Source organism: Streptomyces sp. Je 1-4 4N24 (assembly GCF_026239515.1).
Taxonomy (GTDB): Bacteria; Actinomycetota; Actinomycetes; order Streptomycetales; family Streptomycetaceae; genus Streptomyces; species Streptomyces nigrescens.
This window is the reverse complement of the sequence record NZ_CP110836.1, coordinates 383,023-398,874: the sequence shown is the minus strand read 5'-3', so window position 1 is coordinate 398,874 and position 15,852 is coordinate 383,023. Positions and strand designations below refer to the sequence as shown.

General features: G+C 71.3%; 12 protein-coding genes and 1 pseudogene. 11 read left to right on the top strand and 2 right to left on the bottom strand.

The window, feature by feature from the left end; translation table 11 throughout:
- Window positions 1-39: 39 nt before the first annotated feature.
- A pseudogene (locus SLV14N_RS01830) lies at window positions 40-228 on the top strand (DUF664 domain-containing protein); the annotation flags it as partial.
- 201 nt (window positions 229-429) lie between these two features.
- A complete protein-coding gene (locus SLV14N_RS01825; RefSeq protein WP_263267696.1) occupies window positions 430-879 on the top strand; it encodes an SRPBCC family protein in 450 nt (149 codons plus the stop codon).
- 253 nt (window positions 880-1,132) lie between these two features.
- Here the strand turns inward: SLV14N_RS01825 and SLV14N_RS01820 are convergent, their stop codons facing one another.
- The gene (locus SLV14N_RS01820; RefSeq protein ID WP_263267695.1) at window positions 1,133-2,332 is read right to left on the bottom strand and encodes an FAD-dependent monooxygenase; all 1,200 of its coding nucleotides are present in this window, start codon (window positions 2,330-2,332) and stop codon (window positions 1,133-1,135) included.
- A gap of 96 nt (window positions 2,333-2,428) precedes the next feature.
- Here SLV14N_RS01820 and SLV14N_RS01815 point away from each other — a divergent pair, with 96 nt between their 5' ends.
- The 8 genes from SLV14N_RS01815 to SLV14N_RS01780 all read left to right on the top strand — a co-directional run bounded on the left by SLV14N_RS01815 (window position 2,429) and on the right by SLV14N_RS01780 (window position 9,484).
- The gene (locus SLV14N_RS01815) at window positions 2,429-3,055 is read left to right on the top strand and encodes a PadR family transcriptional regulator (RefSeq protein WP_208679406.1); all 627 of its coding nucleotides are present in this window, start codon (window positions 2,429-2,431) and stop codon (window positions 3,053-3,055) included.
- A 303-nt stretch (window positions 3,056-3,358) separates the two neighbouring features.
- On the top strand, window positions 3,359-4,366 hold the full coding sequence (locus SLV14N_RS01810; RefSeq protein ID WP_263267694.1) for a helix-turn-helix domain-containing protein: 1,008 nt from the start codon (window positions 3,359-3,361) through the stop codon (window positions 4,364-4,366).
- A gap of 153 nt (window positions 4,367-4,519) precedes the next feature.
- Window positions 4,520-4,756: a hypothetical protein gene (locus SLV14N_RS01805; protein WP_263267693.1), complete on the top strand. Its 237-nt coding sequence runs from the start codon at window positions 4,520-4,522 to the stop codon at window positions 4,754-4,756.
- A gap of 13 nt (window positions 4,757-4,769) precedes the next feature.
- A complete protein-coding gene (locus tag SLV14N_RS01800; RefSeq protein ID WP_263267691.1) occupies window positions 4,770-5,366 on the top strand; it encodes a MauE/DoxX family redox-associated membrane protein in 597 nt (198 codons plus the stop codon).
- 13 nt (window positions 5,367-5,379) lie between these two features.
- On the top strand, window positions 5,380-5,925 hold the full coding sequence (locus SLV14N_RS01795) for a TlpA disulfide reductase family protein (RefSeq protein WP_263267690.1): 546 nt from the start codon (window positions 5,380-5,382) through the stop codon (window positions 5,923-5,925).
- The gene (locus tag SLV14N_RS01790; protein ID WP_263267689.1) at window positions 5,922-7,823 is read left to right on the top strand and encodes an ABC transporter ATP-binding protein; all 1,902 of its coding nucleotides are present in this window, start codon (window positions 5,922-5,924) and stop codon (window positions 7,821-7,823) included. Before SLV14N_RS01795 ends, SLV14N_RS01790 begins: the two co-directional genes overlap by 4 nt.
- Window positions 7,820-8,419, top strand: coding sequence for a S26 family signal peptidase (locus SLV14N_RS01785; RefSeq protein WP_221174662.1), 600 nt, complete (start codon window positions 7,820-7,822; stop codon window positions 8,417-8,419). The genes SLV14N_RS01790 and SLV14N_RS01785 overlap by 4 nt, the downstream gene beginning before the upstream one ends.
- 207 nt (window positions 8,420-8,626) lie before the next feature.
- A complete protein-coding gene (locus SLV14N_RS01780) occupies window positions 8,627-9,484 on the top strand; it encodes a maleylpyruvate isomerase family mycothiol-dependent enzyme (RefSeq protein WP_208679401.1) in 858 nt (285 codons plus the stop codon).
- A 414-nt stretch (window positions 9,485-9,898) separates the two neighbouring features.
- Here SLV14N_RS01780 and SLV14N_RS01775 read toward each other — a convergent pair whose 3' ends face one another.
- Window positions 9,899-14,623 (bottom strand): hypothetical protein, encoded by a 4,725-nt coding sequence (locus SLV14N_RS01775; RefSeq protein ID WP_263267686.1) that lies wholly within the window; start codon window positions 14,621-14,623, stop codon window positions 9,899-9,901.
- A gap of 342 nt (window positions 14,624-14,965) precedes the next feature.
- Here SLV14N_RS01775 and SLV14N_RS01770 point away from each other — a divergent pair, with 342 nt between their 5' ends.
- Window positions 14,966-15,529, top strand: a complete 564-nt coding sequence (locus SLV14N_RS01770; protein WP_263267684.1) for a GNAT family N-acetyltransferase — start codon at window positions 14,966-14,968, stop codon at window positions 15,527-15,529.
- Window positions 15,530-15,852: the final 323 nt, after the last annotated feature.

Sequence of the window (15,852 nt, the reverse complement as noted above, 5' to 3'; positions counted from 1 at the left end):
GCGTCCGGCACCCGCCCCGACAAAGGAAGGGAGACCACGGTGCCCAGCGCCACGCGCCGCAACGGCCGCCGCGACACCCCGCCGCCCCGGACCGGAAGCAACGAGACCGAGGTCCTGCGCGGATTCCTCAACTACCTCCGGACCTCGATCGCCGCGAAGGTCGACGGCGCCCCCGAACCGCAGGTGCGAACAGCCGCAGTGCCCTCGGGCACGAACCTGCTCGGCCTGCGTTTCCTCGACGGATGACCTCGCCACCGATGCGGCGCAGGACGCCGCCCGGCACGGGCCCCGCTTTCGGTCGTCACCATCCAGTTCGCCCACTGGCTCTCGCCCCGTCAGATCAACGTGTGCCTGGCCGACCGCTACCACGTCGACCGCGTCTTCTTGGCCGGGAACACCGCCCACATCCACTCACAGGAGCTCTCTGCCATGCACACATACGACGTCACAGTGACCACCAGCGCCTCGCCGGAAATCGTCTGGAAGCTGCTGGTCCACGCCGCAAGCTGGCCGCTGTGGTCCAAGGTGGACAGTCTGGACACGACACGGTCGGTCGACCTCGGCCCCGGCGGGGACGACGGCGTCGGTGCCGTCCGGGCTTTCCGAACGGGACGCATCGTGACCGGGGAGCGGCTGACGGAGAAGGTCGAGCGACGCCTCCTGGCCTACGAAGACGCGTTCAATCCGTCGATGCACAACTATCACGCGCGCATCGAGCTGAAGCCGACAGCGAGCTCAGGCACGGTCATCCACTGGTACGGCGAGTACGAGACGAGCTGGCTGTTGGGCTGGGTCATGCCGCGCTACCTCCAGAAGTTCATGCAGGGTATGGCGGATGGGCTGGCCCGCTACGCCGAGGAGTGCAAGCCGGCTCAGTGATGCCTACGCCGCAGCGCGCGTTCAGCCAGGGCCCGCCCGAGCATCGCGGCGGATCGCCCAGGAGTCTCGTACGCTGCCTGGATCGGGTGGATGAGCGGGCTGATTCATCCCGGCTCGGTCGGCAAGTGCATGGCCCCGAACCCGAGCCGCCGCACGCCTACCCGCGAGGGAGGCCGCCGGGGCGAGGGCGATGGCCGGCCCGCGTCATCAGAAGGAGGCCCGGCGACGCCCCGGCCACCTCCAGCCGTGCCCGTCAGGGCGTCACGCCGGCTCTCACCGTCTCCTCCCACTCGATCCGATGGAAGTGGAGCGGGCGGAACATCTCCTCGGGTGCGGCGAAGGCCGGCGCGTGCTCGCTCTTGCCGGCCTTGACCCTGTTGACGGCTGCGGCATTGAGGCCGATCGCCTCCACCCGCGGGCGGCGCAGGGCCTCATAGGCGGCGAACGCCTCGTGGGGCGTGGGCAGATCGCGGAGGCAGCGGGCCAGTTCGACCGCGCTCTCGATGGCCAGCGAGGCGCCCTGACCGGAGCTGGAGGAGGGGGCGTGCACCGCGTCGCCCACCAGTACCATCCGGCCGCGGTGCCAGTGCGGTACGGACGGCATACGCTCCATCCGGCCGACCACCATCAGCTCGTCGGGACCGGTGTGCCGCAGCAGCTGCTCGCCCGGAACGTGGCCGGCGTACAGCTCGCGCAGCTTGGTGAGCCACTCGGCGGCAGGCACCTGCGCCAGTTCGGTGGGGCCCGGCGGGGTGTCCGTCGGCAGACCGGCAAACCAGATCAGCCGCCTGTCCGGACCCCGCCAGTAGCCCATGAAGGCGCGGCCGAACGCGAAATGCATGGCGCCGGGCTCGGCCTCGACCCCGCTGTCCGCCGTCGCGTAGCCACCGAAGCTCAGGACGCCGCCGTACTCGGGGGCGGGTGCCTGCGGGTCGATCACGGTGCGGACGGTGGAGCGGATGCCGTCGGCGCCGATCAGGATGTCGCCGGTGGTGGAGGTCCCGTCGGCGAAGTGGGCGGTGACGCCGTCGGGCGTCTCCTCGGCGGCGACCAGCCGCTTGCCGTATGCGAACCGAACACCTTCGGCGACCGCATGGTCGGTCAGTGCCCGGAACAGCCGGTCGCGCGGCATCGTCAGTGTGGCGGGCAGCTCGGGGAAACCACCGAAACCGGCGAGGCGATTGCCGGCACCGTCCGCCATCACCACGCCGGGCACCGGCTGCCCGATGGCCCGCACCGGCGCATCGGCACCGACCGCCGCCAGACCCGCCAGGCCGTTCGGCGCCAGACCCAGCCAGGCCCCCACTCCGTCCGCCGCGGTGGGGTACGCCTCATGGACCGTCGCCGTGATGCCCGCCCTGCGCAGCGCGAGCGCCGCCACCGGGCCCGCCACGCCGCCCCCTATGACCAACGCCGTCCGCACACCGGCACCGTGACTGCCGTTGTTGCCCATGTCCCCTCCCGAGGCCGCTTGGATGCTACTGAAGGCATAGTTGCAACGCAACTAGTGGAAATGCAACTAGTTTCTCCGCTGATTACGATGCCGGGTATGACCGCCACCGTGAAGAGCTCGCCGCTCGGCCTGACCGTGCTGGTGCTGCTGCACCACCGGCCGCTGCATCCGTACGGCATCCAGCAACTGCTCAAGCAGTGGGGCAAGGTGCACGTGGTCAACGTCGGCCAGCGGGCCGGGCTTTACCGCACCATCGAGCGACTGCAGGCCGGCGGACTGATCGCCGTCCGGCAGACCGAGCGCGACCAGCTGTACCCCGAGCGGACCGTCTACGAGGTGACCGACGAGGGCCGGGCGGTCACCCGTGACTGGCTGGAGCAGATGCTGGCAGTTCCCAAGGCGGAGTTCCCGGTGTTCCCGGCGGCGCTGTCCAACATGCTCATGCTCAGCCCGGCCGAGGTGCTGCCGATCCTGGAGCGGCGTGCGGCCCGGCTCGCGGACCGACGCGCCGAGTTGGAGCGCCAGACCGCCGACGCCGAGCCCGGACTGCCGCGGATCACTCTGATCGAGAACGAATATCTGCTGGCCGTCCTCGGTGCCGAGGAGCGATGGCTGCAGGGGGTGATGAGCGACATCCGGGACGGCAGTCTGACGTGGTCCGCGGAGATGCTCGCGGCGTTCCAGGAGGCGTCCGAGGCGTCCGAGGCGACTTCGGACGAGTAAGGGGGCGGGCGGCCGCGTTCTCACGTCGGTTTGCTCTCCTTCCTCGGTCCGAGCTCGCCGGTCCGGGCTCGTCGTGCCGGGCGGCGTTTCATCGTCCGCTTCCGCATGCCCCCGATTCTGAATTCCTTCCGTCTGCACAGTCGTTGAGTGGGCTCAGAGGCTGTTGTTCCTGCGGGCAATTCATCGTTGCTGATATTGCGGAAAGCGTGGAGAACGGCCGGTCTTCTACTCGGCCGTCCAGGAGCGTTCCCCACATACTCAGGAAACGACGCGCTGGGGCCAGCACGGAGAGGCGGGGGAACGATGCTGGTGAGCAACTTCAGCACCGAGATGGTGGCTGCGCAGGACCGGTTCGCGCTGTGGGAGGAATTCGCCGCCCAATCGCACATGCGCAACTGGATGCGCAGCGAACACGAAGACAACTTCCGTGCGACGATGCGTGTGCTGGACATGGGTGACGCGCAGATATCCACGATGACCTTCCCGAGTCTGGAGGTCGTACGCACGCCGAAGCTCATACGGCAGCAAAGTGATCGGGATTCGTACCAAGTCAATTGCGTGCTCGCCGGTGCCGGCGGTGCTTCCCAGGGCGATCGGAATACGTCCATCCGGCAGGGACAGCTGGTGCTCGTGGACAGCAGTCTTCCGTTCCGCGGGCAGCTCCACGGAGAGGCGGAGAACTATGCGGCCATGATCATCCAGATGCCCCGGGAACTGCTGCCACTGCCCTGGAAAACCGTTCAGCGGGTGAGCGCCCGCCCGATAAGCGGCAGCCAGGGGCTGGGCGGGGTGCTCTGGCGCTGGCTCACCGAGGTCAATGCCCGCGCCGAGGAGTTCACCCCCGCCGATATCCCCACCCTGCGGTCGGTCACCGCGGATCTCCTCGCCGCGGTGCTCGGCCGCTGCCTGGACGCCGAGGACTCCATGACCCCGGAATCCCGAAGACGTGCCCTGCAGGTGCAGATCCGCGACTTCATCCGCCGGCACCTCGGCGACCCCTCGCTCTCCCCGGCCACCATTGCCGCGGCGCACCAAATATCGGTCCGCTATGTACACCAGCTGTTCGCCGAGGAAGGCACCACGGCCGCCGCCTGGATACGCGGCCGCCGCCTGGAACGCTGCCGCCGCGATCTCGCCAACCCCCACCTCCAGCTCCGCCCCATCCATGCCATCGCCGCCCAGTGGGGCTTCATCGATCCCGCGCACTTCAGCCGCGCCTTCCGCGCGGCCTACGGCATGCCGCCCCGGGACTACCGGCAGCACGCCCTCCGTGGCGCCGTGCGTGAATCGACAAGCGCTCTGCACGGATAGTCAACGCGATCCGCCGCCGTCCCCGGCATCGTCGTGTCAGGGCACCGGCGCAGACCGTCCGAGCCCGTCAGCTGTGCGTACGGAAGCAATTCCCGCACCGCCACCCATGTCCCACGGCGCGGATTCGTGGGCCGATCGGAACTTGGAGCAATCATGTTCGCAAGGATGGAAACACTGGGGAGCAGACTCCTCGAACGGATCGTGCCGAAGGTGGCAGCCGACGCTTCGAGCACCTCGTGCGACTACCAGTACCTGTGCGTACGAGGCACCAGCGGATGTAACGCGACCGGCCACACGTGGTGGAAGTACCGGCTGGCGTGCTCGGACGGCTCCACGGGCGACTGGATCTTTGGCTACTGCGACAACTGCACGCCCGGCGACTGGAACTGACCGACCACGTGCCGTGTTGCTGGGGCGGGTCACCGGCCCGCCCCAGGAACGCTTCCCGGAGGACGCCATGGTCTATCTGATGATCGGTCTGAAATGCCTGATCGGCGTGGTTTTCCTGCTCGCGCTGTGCGGTAAGACGCTGGTCCGCGGCGGGTTCGGTGGATTCGAACGGTCGCTGCGCCGTCTGGTGGTCGTGCCCCGCGCCCATGTGCGGCCGGTGGCCGTGCTCATCGTCGCCGGTGAAGCGGGCGTGGTGCTGGCCCTGGCGGTTCCCGGCCGGGCGACGGCGGTGGCGGGCTTCGGGCTGGCCCTCGCACTGCTGCTGGTCTTCACCGCCGGCCTCGCTCGCGCGCTGCGGCGCGGTGCGCAGGCACCCTGCCACTGCTTCGGCGCCTCCACGACCCCGCTGGGGCCGCACCATCTCCTCCGCAACCTGCTCCTCGCCGTGCTCGCTCTGCTCGGCGCGACCACCACGGCCGTCGCCGCGCCGGACGGGCACCCGGCAGGTGCACTGGTGGCGGCAGCGGCCGGTGTCGTCCTCGGTGGGCTCGTCGCCGCCCTCGACGAACTGCTGGCCCTGTTCTCGCCGATGACGCCGGAACGACGATGAACCTGGAGCCGATATGCCTTACCTGACCGCCGCGGTCGTGTTCGTCGGAGCGCTGAGTGCGCTCAACCTGGTCCTCGCCCTGGCGATGGTCAAACGGCTGCGGGAACACAGCGGGTTGCTGACCGGCCGACGCGGCGCCCCCTCGGCAGACCTCGAAGTCGGCACGCGGATCGCCGAGTTCGAGACCGTGACCGAGGCAGGTGAGTCCCTGACCCGGGCGTCACTGACCGAGGACCTGCTGGTGGCGTTCTTCTCGCCCGGCTGCGCCCCCTGTGTCGAGAAGCTGCCGGCGTTCGTGGCCCACACACGGTCCCTACCCGGCGGGCGCCGCGGTGTCCTGGCCGTCGTGGTCGGAGAGCCCCGGGAGGCCGCCGCGTTCGCCGCACCGCTCGGCCCGGTCGCCCAGGTGGTGGTCGAGGAGCCCAACGGCGCGCTGAGCAGGGCTTTCGGGGTGCATTCGTACCCCACTCTGCTGCGGATCGGCCCCGACGCCGAAGGCCGGCCGGTGGTCACCTCCAACGCGGTGGACCTGAAGCGCCCGACGGCGATGGCCGCATGAGGCCCGTGCCGAAGCCGGCGGCGCCCGGTCCGGTACGGCGCACACCCCCGCAGCCCGCACCGGACGGGTCCGCTCCGCTCCGTCTGGCCCGGTCGGCCTGCGCCCTGGTCGCGGCAGCGGCGCCCGTCCTGCTGACGGGGTACGCCGTACTCACCCTGGCCGCCGGCGTGCTGCCCGTGGCGACCGCGTGGCTGACCAAGCTCGTCCTGGACGCACTGGCCGATGCCGCGCCTCTCGCGCAGGTCGTCCGGCCCGCGATGGGACTCGCTGCGGCCGGGGTCGCCCTGGTGCTGACGGGGGAGGTTGCCCAGTACCTGCGGGCGCAGCTGGGCCGGGAAGTCGCCGTCACCGCGCAGGAACGCCTCTACCGGGCGGTGGACGGCTTCGTCGGTCTGCGCCGACTCGAAGACCCCGCGTTCCTGGACCGGCTGCGGCTCGCCCAGCAGTCCGGCGGGGCCTCACCGGGCCAGGTGCTCGACGCGGTGCTCACCGTTGCCGGCTCCGTCTTCACCGTCACCGGCTTCCTCGGCTCGCTGTTCGTCCTCAGCCCCCTGATGACCCTCCTGGTCACGGCAGCCTCGGTACCGGTGCTGGCCGCCGAGCTGTGGCTGTCGCGGCTGCGCGCACGCATGGCGTGGGACCTGGGCCCCGTGGAGCGCCGCGAGTTCTTCTACAGCACGCTGCTCTCGCGGATGGAAGCGGCAAAAGAGGTGCGGCTGTTCGGCACCGGCGCCTTTCTGCGTGGGCGTATGGTCGCCGACCGGCGGGCCGTGAACGAGGCACGACGCGGCCTCGATCTGCGGGAGGCACGGGTGCAGACCGCACTGGGACTGCTCGCGGCACTGGTCTCCGGGGGCGGGCTGCTGTGGGCGGTGGCGGCGGCCAGGGACGGCCGGCTCTCCGTCGGAGACGTCACGATCTTCGTCGCCGCCATCGTCGGTGTGCAGAGCGCGCTTGCCTCGCTCGCCACCGCCTTCGCCAGGACCCATCAGGCGCTGCTGCTGTTCGGCCACTACACTGCCGTGGTCGATGCCGGGCCGGACCTGCCCGTTCCCCGGGAGCCGCGCACGCTCCCCGCACTACGGCACGGCATCGAGCTCAAAGACGTGTGGTTCCGCTACTCGGACGACCACCCATGGGTACTGCGCGGCATCGATCTGTTCCTCCCGCACGGCACATCCCTCGCACTCGTCGGCCTCAACGGCGCCGGAAAGTCGACCCTCATCAAGCTCATCTGCCGCTTCTACGACCCGACTCGGGGAGCCGTGCTGTGGGACGGCGTCGACCTCCGCGACACCGATCCGGCCGCACTCCGCAGCCGCCTCGGCGCGGTTTTCCAGGACTACATGAACTACGACATGACCGCGACCGAGAACATCGCCCTCGGCGACATCTCCGCGAGCCCCGACCACTCCCGGGTCGCCGCGGCGGCCACCCGGGCGAAAATCGCCCCCCAACTGGCCGCTCTGCCGCACGGATACGACACCCTGCTGTCCCGGATCTTCTTCGCCGGAACGGACCGGGACGATCCCCAAACGGGCGTCGTCCTCTCCGGAGGCCAGTGGCAACGGCTCGCCCTGGCCCGCGCCTTCCTGCGGGACCGCCGTGACCTCATGATCCTGGACGAACCGTCGTCGGGCCTTGACGCCGAGGCCGAGGCCGAGATCCACTCCTCGTTGAAGCGCCACCGCAGCGGACGCACCAGCCTGTTGATCTCGCACCGGCTGGGAGCGGTGCGGGAAGCGGACGCGATCGCCGTGCTGCGCGACGGCCGCGTCGCGGAGCTCGGCAGCCATGACGCGCTGATGGCCGCAAAGGGCGCGTACGCCCGGCTGTTCGCGCTCCAAGCCGCCGGCTACCGGGACACCGCCGCAGCACATGACGGGCGGCAGCCATGAGCGCCGCGACCGCCGCCGTCCTCCTCGGCCTCACCGGACTGCTGCCCGCGGCCGCCATCCTGCTGAGCCATCGCCTCGTTCTCGTGACCGTACGGGGGGTGAGCATGGCCCCTGCCTACCGGGACGGCGACCGGGTGCTCGTCCGCCGCACCGCTCGTCCCACCCGCGGTCAGGTACTCGTCGTGGAACGGCCCGCCCTCCACACACGGTGGCCGAGCGGCCCCCTGCCCGCCGGCGCCGGAGCCCGGGCGGTGGGACAGCGCCAGTGGCTGATCAAGCGACTGGCGGCACTCCCCGGTGACCCCGTGCCGGAGGCCATGCTGTCCGCGTCGCCCCTTGCCCGCCCCAACCCGCCCCGGGTGCCGGCCGGCAGTCTGGTGCTGCTCGGTGACAACCCACAACACAGCGTGGATTCCCGGCAGTTCGGGTTCTACCCGGCCGAGCGGGTGCTGGGCACGGTCGTCGGGCCACTGAAGCCGGCTCGCGCACGCCGGCCGCTCCGGTCGGCCCGCGAACGTCGGCTGCTCCGGTCGGCCCGCACGCACCGGCCGTTCCGGTCGGCCCGTACGCGCCGACTGCGTCCGCCGGCGGTATGAGGCTTCTGGTAGCCGGACGGACGGACGACCGGCCGGGGTCCCGCTTCCGGGGCGCTGGTCCGAGCCTCCGGTCTCATTCCTGAGGCCGGTCTGATGAATCATGGTCCCGCGGTGCCCTGACTGACGGCTTCAGGCTGGAGCACCGCACGATCGGTCCGCATGGGGTATTCGGTGGCCATCGGGACATTCGGTTGGCACGCTGGAGCCATGAACTCCCAGCTCAGTGATGTGCCAAGCCACTCCTGGCTCGGTGCCCCGATCGATGCCCGCCCTCTGTTCGCCCCTGAGCAGGCCGCGCTGATGGCCACGCTGCGCGGTCTGACGCCCGCCGACTGGGGCAGGGAGGCGGTGCCGGGCTGGACCGTCCGAGATCTCGCAGCTCACATCCTGGGCGACTTCTATGGGCGCCTCGCCCGGGACCGCGACAGCCACCAGAACGGGCCCGCCTTCACGCCGGGCGAGACGCTGGAGGCGTTCATCCACCGCATCAACCAGGAATGGGTCCACGCCCACCGCCGGGTGAGCCCGGCCGCGCTCACCGACACCCTCGACCTCATCGGTGGGCAGATCACCCAGTTCTTCGAGGCCGCCGACCTCAACTCCCCGTCGCTGGGGGTGTCCTGGGCCGGTGTCGATCCGGCGCCGATGTGGCTGGACAGCGCCCGCGACTTCACCGAGTTCTGGACCCACCGCCAGCAGATCCGCCACGCGGTGGGCCAGGACACCGACCCCGATCCGCGGTTCCTGTCCGTGGTTCTGGACACCTTCATGCGGGCCCTGCCCCACACCCTGCGCGCGGTCGCCGCGTCGGTCGGGACACAGATCCTGGTGCAGGTCGACAGCCCGGCCGGCGGCACCTGGACCGTGACCGCCATCGGAAACCGTTGGTCGCTCGCCGAGCCGCACACCGAACCTCCCGCCGCAGACGTTCGCCTGGATGTGGAGACCACTTGGCGCCTGTGCACCCGCGGCATTCAGCCGGACACCGCCCTCGCCCGTGCCCGCATTGACGGCGACCGTGCCCTGGCCGAGGCCGCCTGCCGGATCGTGTCAATCGTCTACTGACCGCAGCCGCACGGCGTCCGGTCCAGCCGTGGCATCAGCCTGGGCCTGGAGAGCACGGAGGAGCCTCTCCCACGTGCCGTCCGCCGACGAGCGGCGATGCCGGTCGTACCTCGCTGCCGATTCCCGAACCGTGAGGGGCGATCGCGCAAATCCTCGTGCGCAGCCGTAGGGGCGACTTTCCAGCCCCCTCCCTCCCGCCCTCCCCCCACCCCCTCCCGGCCCTCTCTCAGCCCTCTCTCAGCCCTCCTCCCAGCACCCCTTCCGACGTCCTGCGATCAGGTGCAGGGTTCAGCTGCACCGCCCAGCTCCCTCCGCGAGTGGCCCGGCCCTCCTAACCCGCGCCGTCCTGCACGCGTACAGGCAGGGTTGGGGGAGAGGCGGGCACTGCGACGGGCCCAATCTGCGATCCGGTGTTTACCGGGTGGACTGCCAGGCCTCGGCGAACAGTAGGTGGAGGGGGCACGGAGGCAACAGGCGGGTGAACGGGCCCTGTATCTCCCGCCGTTCGGTGGATATGGCGCCGTACGCCGCGAGCTTGGCGGTCTCCAGTGGCAGATGCGGCGCCTTGAGGTCCGTCCAGCCGCCGGGGACGAAGACCGAGCGGCCGGCGCGGGAGCGCTTGTCCGCCACCACGGCCCGGCAGGCAACGAGCTCCGCCTGCGCGGTGCGGTGCCGCGCCTGCGTCCAGCCGTTCCACCGGCGGATGTTGCGGTCGGTGGGGCGGGCCAGGGTGAGCAACTGGAGGTAGAGCGCGGCGGCGTCGCGGCTGACAGCGAGCGCAGCGGCCGCCTCGTCGACCAGTTCGGGCACACTCAGCAGCGGATTCGCCTCATAGCCGCCGACCGGAACGGGAGTGTGCGCGGCGCGCTCCGCCAGCGCTTCGACGCCGTCGCGCAGCATCCGTATCCGGTCGATCGCGGCGACCAGCGCACCGCGGCCGAGGTCCGTGCAGATCCGGGTCGCGTACTCGTACCGGCCGCGCTCGGAGAAGCCCGCAGGGCGCAGGAAGACCTGCGACAGGGACGTCTCCGCCTGGACGATGAGTAGACCCTGGTCGTACAGCACCGGCGGGCGCCGGCTGTCGGGGAGTGGTCCGGTGGCCGCCACGGGATGGAGTGCGGGCCCGAAGACGTCGGCGACATCGGTGTCGAGGGCATGACGGTGCAGATCGACGAGGAGTTCCGGTGCGTCGAGGCGCTCGCGCAGACGGGCGCAGAGCGCCGGTACGCCCACCGTTGATGGATCGCCCACGGGACGCTCGGTCAGTGCCCAGACCAGCAGGGACGCGATCCCGGTGTATGGCATGGTGCGCGACGGCCATTTGCCGGGGGAGCCGTCGGCGGCGGCAGGGTAGACATGCGGGTAGCCGTATTCATCGGTGGCGATCAGATGCCGCAGGTCTTCCGTCAGCAGGCTGCCGCCGTCGGGCGCGCTCAGCTCCGACGAGAAGGAATCGTCGAGCTCCAACTCGCGTTCCACCTCCGCGCTGAGCTCCTCGTCGACCTGGCGTTGCCGGCCGAGGAGCGCCGTCCATGCCGCCGCCATCCGCTCCGCCGCCGCGACCGGGCCACCCGGTGTCCACAGTTCCGCCGGGTCGTCAGGCGGACCGGCCGCCAGCACGCGCCGCCGACCGTCCGCCCCGAGGCGCGCCACCAGACGCTCCGCCTCCCGGACGACCTGGACCGTTGCCTGATAGGGCTTGGCCCGCAGCATGCGCTGGGTGCCGGTGCGTCCATCGCTCTTGGTGGGCAGTCCGGCGAGGGCCCAGACGGCGACGGCCCGGCGGACGCCCGTGCCCGCGACGAATGCAGCGACCGCCTCGGGGGTGATACGGACGGGGCCGCGAGCGGTGCGCAGTTCCAGCAGAGCGCGCAGGCGCGCCGCGTCCTCGCGGGTGACCGTGACGATGCGGACCTCGGTGGCAGCCTCGGGCACGGGGGCGGATGCGGGCTGGACGAAGCGGTATTCGGTGGCCGGGTCGAGGGGCGCCTTGGGATCCGGGGCGATCTGCTGGCGGCCGTCTCCCATACCGGTGGCCACGGCCCGACCGTCCGCGCAGAGCGGGCGCAGGGCCTCGCCCGTGGCGCGGCCCAGCCGCCAGGCCCCGGGCTCGGCGAACGGTGTAGCGGCCCAGGTACGCAGCAGGGCGTCGAGCGCGGCGACGTCCTCCGCTGCCGTGGTCTCGACGGCAAAGCGCCATGCAGCGGCGTCGATGTGGCCCAGCAGCACTGCCCAGTCCCGGGGCCGGGCCGGCGGGCTGACCCTCCTGGCACCGTCCTCGATCCGGCCGCGCAGAAACTCCCCGTCGGCGGCGAGCGCCGTGACGGTCGCGGGCCGCGCACCGGGCCGGGAGGACATGGCGTACGGCCTGTCCACCAGCTCGCGCAGGGCGGCGAGCAGCGCGACATCGGTGACCTCGCCCGCCGGGCGGACCTGGGCGCCCGCCCCGATCAGCGCGACACGGCCGGAGATGACCTCGCGGCGCTCGGCCACCGCGGCCGCGGCGCGCGCCGCACGGACCACACCGTCGAGGATCCGCGGATGGGTCACCCCGGGCAGCACACGGGCGGCTGCGGCGCGAACGGCGTCCTCATCGTCCGTACGGGCCGTCTCCAGCAGGGCCCGCGCGCCGTCCTCCCCGATGGTGCGCAGGGCGCCGGAAGACGCGGTGTCGCGCGGGGTCAGGAAGTGCCAGAAGGCGGGCGGCGGGAACATCGGCGCGTCCTGCCCGAAGCCGGCCCACCGGCCCCGGCGTTTCGGCTGGGGGAATCCCCGGACCTGCCACAGCAGGGAGTTGTCGTCGGCGGAGTAGCAGCGCATGGCGTCCTGCTCGGTCACCACGGCTTCGGCGCCGCCTTCGGGGAGCCGGATGATGCCCCAGGGGTCCTCTCCCTGGCGGGTGACCTGGAATTCGGCGCGCCGCCCGTCGATGCCCTCGAGCAGATAGCGCCGGTGCGCACTGCGCTTCCAGTGCAGCACCCGGCAGCCGGACAACCCGTCCGCCTGCCCCAGCGGAGAGGCGGGGGCACCGGGCGGCAGCGGGGCGAGGGTCTGCAGGTCATGGGTGCGGACCAGGCCCTGGGGCGGCTCGGCGGCGAGGAACGGCGGCAGACCGGCCCGGTCGGTGCGCGCTCCGGTCACCGGGTCGATCTCCCGCCAGGCGCCGTTGTCGCGCTCGCCGCCGAAGAGACGTGAACTCCACAGCCGGGTACCGTCACTGAGCTGCTGCTCGAAGTAGCCGATGCCCTCGTGTCCACCCGGCCGCAGGACCCGTTCGCCGTCGTACCGGCCGGTGCCGTCGGCGGTGGCGAACTGATAGCCGAGCGCCCCGTCCGTGCTGCCGCCGAACGGGACCATGCCGAGCGCCGCCGCGGGCACGAAGACCTCCTCGGGCCGGTCGGCCCAGAACGCCTTGCGCGCATAAGTCGAGTGACCGTCGGGGGAGCAGCCGACCAGAAAGCTGCCGCCGACGTAGAAGACGGAGTGCACCGAGGCTTCCTCCGGGAGGGAGAAAGTGCACTCGCCGCGCCGCCCGGCGAAGTCCACGGCGATGGCCCGTTCCTGGGCGAAGACGGTCAGCACCGGCCAGGTGCAGGTGACACCGGCCACCGCCGCGCCCACCTCGGTCCGCGCTTCCCCGGATGACCCGAGCTCTTCCGGCCGCACCGCCGTCGACCGCCAAGGCCCTTCCTCCGTAGGCCCGTTGAGCTCCGCGAGGGCATCGTCCAGAGCAGGCCAGCCCAGCTCTTCCGGCAGGCCCGAGCGCAACGTGCGCAGCAGCGGGCCGAGCCCGTCGAGGTCCTTGAGCGCGCCGTCGATGCCGTCGAGTGCGGTGATCGCCGGCGGGCTCAGAACGGTGTCCAGCTCCGCCACCGCCTCCTGCGCCGCGCCCAGCCCGCCCTCCGCCAGGGCGTCCAGCAGACGGGTCACCCGTGCGTGCAGTTCCGGATCCACCCCCTCGCGCAGGGGCAGCCGCGGTGCGCCCGTGGGCGGGGGCTTGGGCGCATAGCGGGTACCGGCCAGCCGTACTCCCAGCACCGGATCGGCGGCGAGCGCCCGCATGTCGCGCCGGGACTCCTTCCCCCAGAACTCCAACTCGACCCGCGGCCCCGGATCCGCCACGGCCAGCCCGTTGGCCAGGCACAGGTCGACGAGATCGGCGTCGAAGCGGGGACGACGGAACCGTGTCTGGTGGAGACACAGCGGGGTGTCATCCGCCTTGATCCGAGGAGCCATGCGGGGCACCAGGGCGAACAGCTCCGGAGGCATGGCCTGCGGCCGGATGGCACGGCCCGTCTTCAGGAAGGAATAGTGGCGGGCGAAGTCGCTCAGCCATGCCGCCGCCCCGCCGGCCGGGACGATCCGCCCTTCGGCCATGGCCTCGTCGATACCGGTCGCCGCCAGCAGCCGCAGCCATGCGCCGCCGTCGGTGGCCGAGGTCGGGAACAGCTCGGCCAGCGCCTGGCGCGCCGTCGGCTCCGGGGGCACCGTTGCGAAGACCCGGGCGGCGCCCTCCAGCAGACCGTCCGGGAGAGGCGTGCCCTTCGCGGCGGCGAGGAGGTCGCCGAGTGCCCGCGCGCCGTCTTCCGCGCTCAGCCCGGCTGCCTTGCCCGATGCCTGGATCCTTCGGTGCGCATCCTTCGGCAGCGCGGCGCCCCCGGCGGCGATGGCCTGCAGAAGCCGCAGGAACTCCTGGTGGGCGGTGCGGGGTTCGAGTGTGGCGTGCAGACGGCGCTGGTGGGCGGCGGGCACCGTCGAGGGCAGGGCGCCGAAGCGGGCGAAGAGCAGGGTGTTCTCGCGGTGGTAGAGCTCGTCGACCGGCAGGCCGTGCTCCTCCTCCGCCGCGCGGGCCAGACCGTAGGCCTTCGCCGCATGGCGCGGCTGCCGTCGGGCGATGCGATGCCCGGTCATGTCCCAGAACCACGGCAACTGCTCCGCCGGGAGGTCCCGCGCCCGGTACTTGACCCGGTCCAGGAAGCGGCCCGGCTTCTCGTAAATCTCGAAGCCGTTCTCCTGGATCAGGGCGAGCAGGGCGCGCGCCTCGTCCTCCGCCGCAGGCGCATGGAGTGTCGCCCAGTCCAGGTAGAGGGTGGAGTTGTTGGGATCGGTGGGCGGCATGAGCGGCGGAGCTGCAGACATGTGAGAATCGTGCCACGCGCCACTGACACTCGGCTCTGCCTGTGGATAACGGCGACGGCTCATGGACACGGCCCATGGACACGGCCCCCAACGCCGGTTCTTTCACTGCCGACCGGCATGGCGGAAGTCCCCGCCGATTCCTCCGCCGCACGCTCATCCCGCGGGCACGGCAAGCGACCGCAGCAGGGTAGAGGGCCGCAAAGGGCAGGCGGGGCCGGTGATTGCACCTGTGTGGGACTATTCCGGCGCAGTGCACGAGCGGCTGGAGCCGGCGCCGTTCGTGCCGGGTTCGTGCGGCAATGGAGCCGGCGGGTATGCGTTGTGTCGTGCAGGGGGAACCAGGTGTTTGCGATATCGCTGGGTGACGACGGTGCCGAGCTGCGGCCGCTGGAGCCGTGGCATGCCGGGGAGTTCCTCGCGCACATGGACCGGGGCCGCGAGTACATCGGCCAGTATGTCGCGCTGCCGGACCGCGCCACCGATCTCGCGTCCGCCACGGCATTTCTGCAGAGGTACGCCGACAAGGCAGCGGCCGACAGCGGTCGTCTCTACGGCATTTGGAGTGACGGGGTACTCGTCGGCGGCGTCCTGTTCGTGACGTTCGATGTCACGTTCGGCAGCTGCGAGGCCGGCTGCTGGCTGGAGGAGTCGGCGGTCGGGCGCGGGCTGATCACGCGCGCGATCCGGGTAATCGTCGACTGGGCTGTCGAGGAGCGCGGGATGCACCGCGTGGAGTGGATCGCGGCCTCGGCCAACACCCCGAGTATCAATGTCGCCAAGCGGCTCGGCATGGTGCGCGAAGGAGTGCAGCGGGAAAGCTATCCGCACCGGGGCGTACGACACGACATGGAGGTCTGGTCGGTCCTGGCCCCCGAATGGCGCCGACAGCGGGAAACCGCCCGCTGACCACGACCGGGGCCGGCCCCGCACCGGCCCCGGTCCCGCACCGGCCGACCCGGCCCGTCCCCCCGCAGCCGTTCAGGGCATCCATGCCATCCATGTCATCCATGCGATCCATGCCTCCTGCCGGGCCACCGCGGATTCAACCCGCGGTTTGAGGGTTATCCGCCCATCGGCCCTGCCCCGTCGGCCAGATACGGCACAAAGTCTCCGGGCCCACTTCAATGGAACGCTTGAAGTCATGACTCCCGACAACAACGAACTGCCCGGTCCGAGGCCTGCCGTGGAGCCGGAGCCCGTCGAAAGCGCCGGGCAGGCCGACCACATCC

What these genes read in the sequence shown, in the direction of transcription:
- SLV14N_RS01815 (WP_208679406.1), top strand. Translation starts at nt 2,429, where the DNA reads ATGACCGCCACCGTGAAGAGCTCGCCGCTCGGCCTGACCGTGCTGGTG.
- SLV14N_RS01785 (WP_221174662.1), top strand. Translation starts at nt 7,820, where the DNA reads ATGAGCGCCGCGACCGCCGCCGTCCTCCTCGGCCTCACCGGACTGCTG.
- SLV14N_RS01810 (WP_263267694.1), top strand. Translation starts at nt 3,359, where the DNA reads ATGCTGGTGAGCAACTTCAGCACCGAGATGGTGGCTGCGCAGGACCGG.
- SLV14N_RS01820 (WP_263267695.1), bottom strand. Translation starts at nt 2,332, where the DNA reads ATGGGCAACAACGGCAGTCACGGTGCCGGTGTGCGGACGGCGTTGGTC.
- SLV14N_RS01775 (WP_263267686.1), bottom strand. Translation starts at nt 14,623, where the DNA reads ATGTCTGCAGCTCCGCCGCTCATGCCGCCCACCGATCCCAACAACTCC.
- SLV14N_RS01790 (WP_263267689.1), top strand. Translation starts at nt 5,922, where the DNA reads ATGAGGCCCGTGCCGAAGCCGGCGGCGCCCGGTCCGGTACGGCGCACA.
- SLV14N_RS01780 (WP_208679401.1), top strand. Translation starts at nt 8,627, where the DNA reads ATGAACTCCCAGCTCAGTGATGTGCCAAGCCACTCCTGGCTCGGTGCC.
- SLV14N_RS01795 (WP_263267690.1), top strand. Translation starts at nt 5,380, where the DNA reads ATGCCTTACCTGACCGCCGCGGTCGTGTTCGTCGGAGCGCTGAGTGCG.
- SLV14N_RS01825 (WP_263267696.1), top strand. Translation starts at nt 430, where the DNA reads ATGCACACATACGACGTCACAGTGACCACCAGCGCCTCGCCGGAAATC.
- SLV14N_RS01805 (WP_263267693.1), top strand. Translation starts at nt 4,520, where the DNA reads ATGTTCGCAAGGATGGAAACACTGGGGAGCAGACTCCTCGAACGGATC.